Origin of the sequence: Dietzia sp. B19 (assembly GCF_014145155.1) — a bacterium.
In the GTDB taxonomy this organism is placed as follows: Bacteria; Actinomycetota; Actinomycetes; order Mycobacteriales; family Mycobacteriaceae; genus Dietzia; species Dietzia natronolimnaea.
Genome location: NZ_JAALED010000126.1, coordinates 1 through 7,618, shown reverse-complemented (window position 1 = coordinate 7,618; position 7,618 = coordinate 1). Strand labels below are relative to the sequence as shown.

General features: G+C 70.9%; 7 protein-coding genes and 1 pseudogene. All 8 read left to right on the top strand.

The features are described 5' to 3' along the window. Window positions 1-56 precede the first annotated feature (56 nt). On the top strand, window positions 57-941 hold the full coding sequence (locus G6020_RS04800) for an SDR family NAD(P)-dependent oxidoreductase (RefSeq protein ID WP_182609841.1): 885 nt from the start codon (window positions 57-59) through the stop codon (window positions 939-941). Between the two features lie 113 nt (window positions 942-1,054). Further along, entirely contained in the window at window positions 1,055-2,287 is a 1,233-nt protein-coding gene (locus G6020_RS04795; RefSeq protein WP_182609842.1) for a glutamate-5-semialdehyde dehydrogenase, read from the top strand. 71 nt (window positions 2,288-2,358) lie between these two features. Then, on the top strand, window positions 2,359-3,240 hold the full coding sequence (locus tag G6020_RS04790; protein ID WP_179524943.1) for a MoxR family ATPase: 882 nt from the start codon (window positions 2,359-2,361) through the stop codon (window positions 3,238-3,240). A gap of 27 nt (window positions 3,241-3,267) precedes the next feature. Then, window positions 3,268-4,699: pseudogene (locus tag G6020_RS04785) on the top strand (VWA domain-containing protein). 56 nt (window positions 4,700-4,755) lie between these two features. Further along, on the top strand, window positions 4,756-5,472 hold the full coding sequence (nadD, locus tag G6020_RS04780) for a nicotinate-nucleotide adenylyltransferase (protein ID WP_179524945.1): 717 nt from the start codon (window positions 4,756-4,758) through the stop codon (window positions 5,470-5,472). Next, complete coding sequence (gene rsfS / locus G6020_RS04775; protein WP_182609840.1) at window positions 5,469-5,912, top strand: ribosome silencing factor; 444 nt, start codon at window positions 5,469-5,471, stop codon at window positions 5,910-5,912. Before nadD ends, rsfS begins: the two co-directional genes overlap by 4 nt. Window positions 5,913-5,919: 7 nt before the next feature. Further along, window positions 5,920-6,621: a histidine phosphatase family protein gene (locus G6020_RS04770; protein WP_182609839.1), complete on the top strand. Its 702-nt coding sequence runs from the start codon at window positions 5,920-5,922 to the stop codon at window positions 6,619-6,621. Next, window positions 6,618-7,448, top strand: a complete 831-nt coding sequence (locus G6020_RS04765; RefSeq protein ID WP_179524948.1) for a DegV family protein — start codon at window positions 6,618-6,620, stop codon at window positions 7,446-7,448. Before G6020_RS04770 ends, G6020_RS04765 begins: the two co-directional genes overlap by 4 nt. Window positions 7,449-7,618 lie beyond the last annotated feature (170 nt).

Sequence of the window (7,618 nt, the reverse complement as noted above, 5' to 3'; positions counted from 1 at the left end):
CGGGGCCCGCGGCACCGGCCGCCCACGGGAGGGCGCCGTGAGCGCACACTGGGCCCATGAGCGAAGCAACGTGGACCGTGGACGCACTGCCCGACCTGACCGGCACGACCGTCATGGTCACGGGCGGCACCAGCGGCATCGGACTGGAGGCCGCCCGTGAACTCGCGGGTCGGGGCGCCCACGTGGTGCTCCCGTCCCTCACCCGCGCCGAGGGGGAGGCGGCCGCCTCCGAGATCGGCGGTTCGACCGAGGTCCGCCAGCTCGATCTGGGCGATCTGGACGCGGTGCGTGGGTTCGCCGCCTCCTGCACGGAACCGATCGACATCCTGCTCGACAACGCCGGGTTGATGAGCAAGACCAGGCGGGAGACGACAGACGGCTTCGAGCTGCACCTGGGGGTCAACGTCCTCGGTCCGTTCCTGCTCACGGAGCTGCTGTTGCCGCTGCTCCGGGAGAGGGTCGTCATCACCGCGTCGATGGCGCACGCCAAGGGACGAATCGGCTTCGAGGACCCGCATTTCCGCACGCGCCGGTACTCGATGGCGGCCGCGTACGCGCAGTCCAAACTCGCCTGCATGCTCTGGGGGCTGGACCTGCAGAACCGGCTCACCGCCGCCGGCTCCACCGTGGACGTCCAGCTGGCCCACCCCGGGTTCGCCGCCACCTCGATCCTCGACCCGACCCCGTTCCCCCCGGTCAACGCTGTACTGAAGCTACTCGGGAGACGGATCGTCCCCACTGCCGCCGACGGGGCCCGGCCGCTCCTGTACGCCGCGACCGAGGACCTCCCGGCGGCCTCCTATATCGGGCCGACAGGCTTCAGTCAGATCCTCGGGGCGCCCGGCCCGTGCGACCGGTCCGACCGGGCCCGCGACACGGACCTGGCCCGTCGTCTCCGGGAATTCGCCGTCCGCGAGACCGGGGCCGTCCTCACGGTCTGACTCGTGCGGGTGACCTCCCCGGGCGCACCGGTAAGCTGACCCCCATGACCACCAGCCACCTCGACGCTCCTGAGACCACCGGCCACCCCGGCGCCGATCGGCCCGCCGACCCGATGCGCGACGCAGTCCACGACGCGGCCCGTCGCGCCCGGACGGCCTCGCGTGAGCTGGCCCTGCTCACCACGGAACGCAAGAACGCGCTCCTGCTGGCGGCGGCGGACGCGCTGGTGGCCTCGCGGGCGGAGATCCTCGATGCCAACGCGCGGGATATCGCCGACCAGACGGAAGAGGGGACCGGCGAGGCGATGCTGGACCGGCTGCGGCTGACCGCCGAGCGGATCGAGGGCATCGCCGGAGGCCTCCGTCAGGTCGCGGGACTGGCGGATCCCATCGGCACGGTGACCCGCGGATCCACCCGGCCGAACGGGCTGCAGCTACGTCAGGTCCGGGTTCCGCTGGGCGTGGTGGGCATGATCTACGAGGGCCGCCCCAACGTCACCGTCGACGCGTTCGGTCTGGCGTTCAAGTCGGGGAATGCGGCGCTACTGCGCGGTTCGCGATCGGCCCGCTACTCCAACGAGGCACTCGTGGGTGTCCTGCGGGGCGTACTGGCACAGCACGAGTTGCCGGTGGACGCCGCGCAGCTCCTGCCCTCGGAGGACCGGTCGTCCGTCACCCACCTCATCCAGGCCCGCGGGCTGGTCGACGTGGTGATCCCCCGCGGCGGTGCCGGGCTCATCCAGGCCGTGGTGGAGAACGCCAAGGTCCCGGCCATCGAGACAGGGACCGGTAACTGCCACCTCTACATCCATGGTGACGCCGATATCGACGAGGCGATCAGTCTGCTGCTCAACGGCAAGACCCGCCGCTGCAGCGTGTGCAACGCCACCGAGACCGTCCTGCTCGACGAGGCCCTCGGCGACGCCGCCGTGGACCGGGTGGTGGGGGCACTGCAGTCCGCCGGCGTCACCGTGCACGGCGACCGCGAGGGACTCGTCCCCGCCGACGACGTGGACTGGGGCGAGGAGTACCTGAGCATGGACATCGCGCTGAAGGTGGTCGACGGCGTGGACGCCGCGATCGACCACATCGCCCGTTGGTCCTCCGGCCACACCGAGGCCGTCTCCACCCGCAGCATCGAGGTGGCCGACAAGTTCTGTGCGCAGGTCGATGCGGCCGCGGTCATGGTCAACGCCTCGACCGCGTGGACCGACGGCGAGATGTTCGGCTTCGGCGCCGAGATCGGAATCTCCACCCAGAAACTGCACGCCCGCGGGCCCATGGGTCTCGAGGAACTCACCAGCACCAAGTGGATCGCCCACGGCAAGGGACACGTGCGTCCCTGACCCGCTCCACCCGGGCCACCGCCCACACCCGGCCCCACCCCGGGCGACCGAGACATCGAGAGGACCCACCCATGGACCGAGCCCGGACCGCGCAACGACCGGCATTCGAGAGCATCGACCACGTGATCGAGAGTCTCGGGGCCCAGGGCTACCTGGCCGACCGCTCGACCGCGACGGTGGTGTATCTGGCCGACCGGTTGGGCAAGCCGCTGCTCATCGAGGGGCCGGCGGGCGTGGGCAAGACCGAACTGGCCAAGGCCGTCGCCGCGGCCACCGAGGCCGAGCTCATCCGTCTCCAGTGCTACGAGGGCGTCGACGAGGCCAGGGCCCTGTACGAGTGGAACCACGCCAAGCAGATCCTGCGCATCCAGGCCGGCCAGGGGGAGGGATGGGACTCCACGCGGGACGACGTCTTCTCCGAGGAGTTCCTGTTGTCCCGCCCGCTGCTCACCGCCATTCGGCGTAGCGAGCCCACCGTGCTCCTGGTCGACGAGGTGGACAAGGCCGACATCGAGATCGAGGGCCTGCTGCTCGAGGTGCTCAGCGACTTCGCGGTGACGATCCCAGAGCTCGGGACGATCCAGGCGGTCCGCAAGCCGTTCGTGGTCCTGACCTCCAACGCGGCCCGCGAACTCTCCGAGGCGCTCAAGCGGCGCTGCCTCTACCTGCACCTGGATTTCCCGACCCCCGAACTGGAGCGCAAGATCCTCGGATCGCGGGTGCCGGAGCTCGACGACCGGCTGGCCGAGCAGCTGGTCCGGGTGGTCGGGGTGCTGCGCGCCATGGCGCTCAAGAAGGTGCCGAGCGTGTCCGAGACCATCGACTGGGGCCGCACCCTGGTCGCTCTGGGCCTGGACACGATCGACGACGAGACCGTCCTGCAGACCCTCGGAGTGGTGCTCAAGCACCAGTCCGACCAGCTCCGCGCGGCCGCCGAGCTGCGGCTCAACTAGCGTGCGGCGATCAGGAGGTCAGGCGAGATGAACACGCGTGCGCCCGGCGGGCTGTCCGGGCACCTCGTCGACTTCGTCGACGCCCTGCGCCGCAAGGGCATCCCCGTGGGGCCGAGTGAGGCGGTCGACGCGGCCGCGGCGATGGTCCACATCGACCTGCTCGACCGTGCGGCGCTCAGAGAGGCGCTCGCCGCCACGATCCTGCACAAGCCCACCCACCGAGGCGTGTTCGACCAGCTCTTCGACCTGTGGTTCCCCCCCCGCGATCGGGGCGCACTCCGCCTCGGACGGGGTGGCACTCGAGGTGGAGATCCCGACGGACGACGACGGCAAGGTGGACCCGGAGGCGCTCAACGAACTCATCGCCTCGCTTCTGCTCGAGGACACCGAGGAGTCGCGGGCCAGGGCCCGGGCGTTGGCCGAGCTCCTGGTGGAACAGCTCGGCTCGTACGACTCGGCGAGCGGTCCGCGCTACTCCGCCTATCAGGCCCTCAGTCCACTGGACACCAGCGCGATCATGCAGAAGATCCTCGACGGCCTGATGGGGGCCGATCCCTTCGACCCGGACGGTTCCAAGCGCCACGCCGAGAAATCCGCGGCCGCCAACTCGGCGGCGGACATGGTCAGGGGTTTCCTGCGCGAGGTCGCCGACGAGACCCGGCGCCGCACCGCGGAGACGGTGGGTCGCGACCGGGTGGCCGACTACGCGGTGGGTCCCGCGGCGGAGCAGGTGGACTTCCTGCGGGCCAACGACCAGGACCTGCAGACGTTGCGTCGGCGGGTGGGTCCCCTCGCACGTCAGCTCGGTAGTCGCCTGGCCGCACGTCGTCGTCGTCACCGTCAGGGCGCCATCGACATGCGCAAGACGATGCGCCGGTCCATGTCCACCGGCGGGGTGCCGGTGGAGCTGGTGCTGCGCAAGCCCCGGCCGGCGCGCCCCGAGTTGGTGGTGTTGTGCGACGTGTCCGGGTCCGTGGCCGGCTTCAGTCACTTCACGCTCCAGCTGGTGCACTCCCTGCGTGAGCAGTTCTCCCGCGTGCGGGTCTTCGCCTTCGTCGACACCACCGACGAGGTGACCTCGTTCTTCGAGACCGGGTCGGACCTGGGATCGGCGATGAGCCGGATGGTGCGCGAGGCCGAGATCGTCACCTACGACGGGCACTCCGACTACGGGCACGCGCTCGAGGGGTTCGCGGACCGCTACGCCCACACGCTCACCCGCACGGGTTCGCTGCTCATCCTGGGCGACGGGCGCAACAACTACCGCGACCCGGCCGTGGAGGCGCTCGAGTTCGTCAGCGAGCGCGTCGGGCACACCCACTGGCTCAATCCGGAGCCCAGGAGGCAGTGGGGAACCGGTGACTCGGCGGCCAGGCTGTACTCCCAGTACGTCCCCATGCACGAGTGCCGCAACGTCGAGCAGCTCACGGCGGTCGTCGCGGGCCTGCTGCCCGTGTGAGGGCGCGGACACGCGAGGGAGCGGAACGTGGTGCCGGACCGATAGACTCGGCGACCATGACCACGACGGGGACCGCCGCGGGCGCCGGACGCCGCATCGGAGTGATGGGCGGGACCTTCGATCCGATCCATCACGGTCACCTGGTGGCGGCCAGCGAGGTCGCCCACCGTTTCGGTCTCGACGACGTGGTGTTCGTCCCCACCGGGGAGCCGTGGCAGAAGCGGGGTCGTACCGTCTCGCCCGCCGAGGACCGGTATCTCATGACCGTCATCGCGACGGCCTCCAACCCCCGGTTCTCCGTCAGTCGCGTGGACATCGACCGGCGGGGCCCCACCTTCACCGTCGACACCCTCAGGGACCTGTTGCGACAGAACCCCGGAGTCGAGCTGTTCTTCATCACCGGCGCGGACGCGTTGGAGAAGATCCTGACCTGGCGCGGCTGGGAGGAGATGTTCGAGCTCGCCACCTTCGTCGGGGTCTCGCGCCCCGGCTTCGAGTTGTCCGACACGCATCTCGCTCAGATCGGTGACGGCCGCGTGCACCTGCTCGAGATCCCCGCGCTGGCCATCTCCTCGACCGAGTGCCGACGGCGTGCGGCCGAGGACGCCCCGGTCTGGTACCTCGTCCCCGACGGGGTCGTCCAGTACATCGCCAAACGCAACCTCTACCGCCCCGAGGGCTCCACCAGGCTCGACGGGACCCCCGCCGCGACGGCTCCGGCACACCGCGAGCTCGTCCCCACCGACCACCACACCGAGGAGAACCATCAGTGACCGCTAGCCCCGAGGCCCTGGACATGGCGGGCATCGCCGCCCGCGCCGCAGACGAGAAGCTGGCCACGGACATCGTCGTGCTCGACGTCTCCGGCCAACTCATCATCACCGACTGCTTCGTCCTGGCCTCGGCCGAGACCGAACGTCAGGTCAACGCCGTCGTCGACGAGATCGAGGACAAGCTCCGCGAGGCGGGGCACAAGCCGCTGCGTCGGGAGGGCACTCGCGAGGGGCGCTGGGCGCTGCTCGACTACAACGAGGTGGTCGTCCATGTCCAGCACGTCGACGAGCGCGACTACTACTCGCTCGACCGTCTGTGGAAGGACTGCCCGGTCGTGGAGATCGAGGGCGTCGAGACCTCCGGGCGGCCGGAGTCCGCGACGAGCGGCGCCGACGACTCGCTCGCGCCGGAGGAGCCGCAGCGGGATCAGGGGCTCTGACACCGCGGTGACCCGTCGTCTCATCCTGCTGCGTCACGGTCAGACGCACTACAACGCCTCGCTGCGGATGCAGGGCCAGTTGGACACCGAGCTCAGCGAACTCGGCGTCCAGCAGGCCCACGCGGTCGGTCGCGCCCTCGCACACCGTCGACCGTGGACGATCCTCTCCTCCGACCTGCAGCGGGCACGCGAGACGGCCCGGGCACTGGCCTCGGAGGTCGGGCTCGACGTCCGGACCGACCCGCGCCTGCGCGAGACCCACCTGGGCACGTGGCAGGGGATGAGCCATTCCGAGGTCGACGAGCTGTGGCCCGACGCGCGGATGCGGTGGCGCAGCACCCCACGGTGGTCCCCGCCGGAGGGGGAGAGCCGGCTCGACGTGGCCCGGCGGACCCGCCAGGTGGTCGACGAACTCGTGGACGCCTCGCCGGGGTGGAACGAGCACCCGGCGGTCCTCGTGGCCCACGGGGGGGCGATCGCCGCCCTCACCGCCGCTCTGATCGAGCTGCCGGTCGAGCAGTACCCGATCTTCAACGGTCTCGGGAACACCTGTTGGGTGCAGCTGTCCGCGCACCCGCGGCCCGGGTCGTCCTGGAGCGGGCAGTCCGCGACCCCGGAGATCGGGCCGACGACCGAGGGCGCCCGCGACGTGCTCTGGCGACTGGACCAGTGGAATGCCGGTCTCACGCCCCCGGTGGTGCAGCCATGACCATCCGCCTGGTCACCGACTCGAGTGCCGACCTCCCCGAGGAGTGGGTCCGCGAGTTCGGCATCACCGTGGTGGGCCTCCACGTGGTCGAGGAGGGGGACCGGGCGGTCTCGACGGCCGCGGTGACCCCGGACGAACTGTCGGCGATCTACCAGGAACTCCTCGACGATCCGGACTGCACGGGCATCGTCTCCGTCCACCTCTCTCGTGATCTCTCCCGCACGTGGGAGTCCGCCGCCGACGCGGCCACGAGATTCGGCGGTCGCGTCCTGGTCTCGGACTCCAGGTGCGCCGGGATGGCGTTCGGCGCCGCGGTGGCCCAGTGCGCCTGGGCGGCGAACAACGGGCTCGGCCTGTCCGCCACCTACGAACTCGCCGAGCGGATCTGCCGGGGAGCGTCCACCTTCGCCGCTCTGGAGTCGTTGGAGAGTCTGCGCCGTGGTGGCCGGATCAGCGCCGTCGCCGCCCTCTTCGGCAGCGCGCTGGCCATGCGCCCGATCATCGTGCTGCGTGGTGGTTCGGTCGACCTGGCGGCGAAGGCCAGGACCACGACCAAGGCCCACGAGAGGTTGCGCGCGCTGCTGCGCGACGAGGTCGGCCGGGGCGACGTCCTGGTGGTCGTCCACCAGCACGAGGCACTGGAGCGTGCCCGCGAGATGGCCACCGAGATCCGCAAGGAGACCCCGTTCCCCGAGCGGGTTCTCGTCGTCGAGTTCGACGAGGTCCTGGCCTGGCACCTGGGGCCCGGGACCGTGGGGGTCTCGGTGACCGACCTCGTCGACACCGCATTCCCCATCCCCCCGGTCTCTCCACAGGACGACGTCTGAGAGACCTCCGCGGGGTCCGGGAGTGGCCCCCGCCGGGCTAGCGTCGGCCCATGTTCCCCGACACCCGGACCCGTCCCGCGGACCCCGGTGATCCCGCCCGCGAGGCCGCGCTCCACCGGCTCTCGAGTGTGACCGCGCCGGCGGGCCCGGCGTCCGTTCCCCTGGCCGAC